Genomic DNA, 1,284 nt, shown 5'->3' on the forward strand with positions numbered 1-1,284 from the left:
ACTTGGTTCGGGCTGCTCTCGGTAGCAGGGCCGGCGTTGGGTCGGCCCAAAAACCGGGAGACCGACATGGCACAAACCAAGGTTGCGGGGATTAAGCACCGTAAAGCGCAGGCACCGAAGCTCAAGACTGCAAAACCACGCAAGCCGAAGACCGCGTTGTTGCGTGAGGTGCTGGAATGCGAGGAAGGGGCCGCGCTTGAATAGCTATGCAAAGCTACCGGCTGGCAACCCCTCTCGGTAAGTGCCAAGCTCAGCGGGCTGCGCAAGGCCGGTCACGCGATCGATCGCGCCAAGGATGACGCGGGCAAACCGGTTTGCCGGATCACCACGTTCACAGAGGCGCAGTCATGACCACTGTAGCGGAGATCGAGGAGATGGACCGCGGACGCCTCGTTGCGCTCTGGCTGGATCTGTTCCGGGCCCCGCCCCCTAAGAGCCTCAGCCGCCCCTTTCTGCGTCGGATACTGGCCTTTGAGGTGCAGGCCCGCGGTATGGGCGGATTGCCGAAGGACTTTCAGGCCAAACTGGCGCGCGCGGCAGGCGAGGGCGCGTCAAAGCGCACCCCGGCCCTTCAGCCCGGTGGCCGACTCCTGCGGGAGTGGAATGGCGTGACGCATGTCGTCGATGTCACCGAGCAAGGGTTTCGCTGGCGCGACCAGACCTGGCGCTCGCTCTCGGCCATCGCGCGCGAGATCACCGGCGCGCACTGGTCCGGCCCGCGCTTCTTCGGTCTCAATGGCGGGGCAGGGCGGTGAGCAAAAAGATCCGCTGCGCCATCTATACCCGCAAGTCCACCGAGGACGGGCTCGAGCAGGAGTTCAATTCGCTCGACGCCCAGTTTGAGGCCTGCGCCGCCTACGTGGCGAGCCAGCGCGGCGAAGGCTGGGCCTTACTTCCCGCGCGATATGACGACGGTGGCGTCTCGGGCGGCACACTGGCACGCCCGGCGCTTCAAAGCCTCATGCACGACATCGATGCCGGTCGCATCGACATGGTGGTGGTCTACAAGATCGACCGGCTGACACGGTCTCTGTCGGACTTCGCCAGGCTTGTCGATCGGTTCGAGGCGGCGGGCTGTTCCTTCGTTTCTGTCACGCAGGCTTTCAATACCTCGTCGTCGATGGGCCGGCTCACGCTCAACATGTTGCTGAGCTTTGCCCAATTCGAGCGCGAGGTCACGGCCGAGCGCATTCGCGATAAGATCGCAGCCTCAAAAAAGCGCGGCCTCTGGATGGGCGGCGTACCGCCTTTGGGATATGACGCACATCCCGATGCCAACACCCG

General features: G+C 64.1%; 3 protein-coding genes. All 3 read left to right on the forward strand.

Going from position 1 to position 1,284, the window contains the following annotated elements; translation table 11 throughout:
- Positions 1–204, forward strand: a 204-nt coding sequence (locus tag EZV60_RS19215) for a hypothetical protein (RefSeq protein WP_210115133.1), incomplete at its 5' end; no start/stop codon positions are given.
- 143 nt (positions 205–347) lie between these two features.
- A complete protein-coding gene (locus tag EZV60_RS18930; protein ID WP_135507638.1) occupies positions 348–755 on the forward strand; it encodes a DUF2924 domain-containing protein in 408 nt (135 codons plus the stop codon).
- Positions 752–1,284 (forward strand): recombinase family protein (locus EZV60_RS18935; RefSeq protein WP_135507640.1); only part of this gene is annotated, 533 nt, incomplete at its 3' end. The genes EZV60_RS18930 and EZV60_RS18935, both read left to right, overlap by 4 nt.

The sequence above is a fragment of the Roseovarius aestuariivivens genome (assembly GCF_004761875.1).
GTDB classification, from domain to species: domain Bacteria; phylum Pseudomonadota; class Alphaproteobacteria; order Rhodobacterales; family Rhodobacteraceae; genus Roseovarius; species Roseovarius aestuariivivens.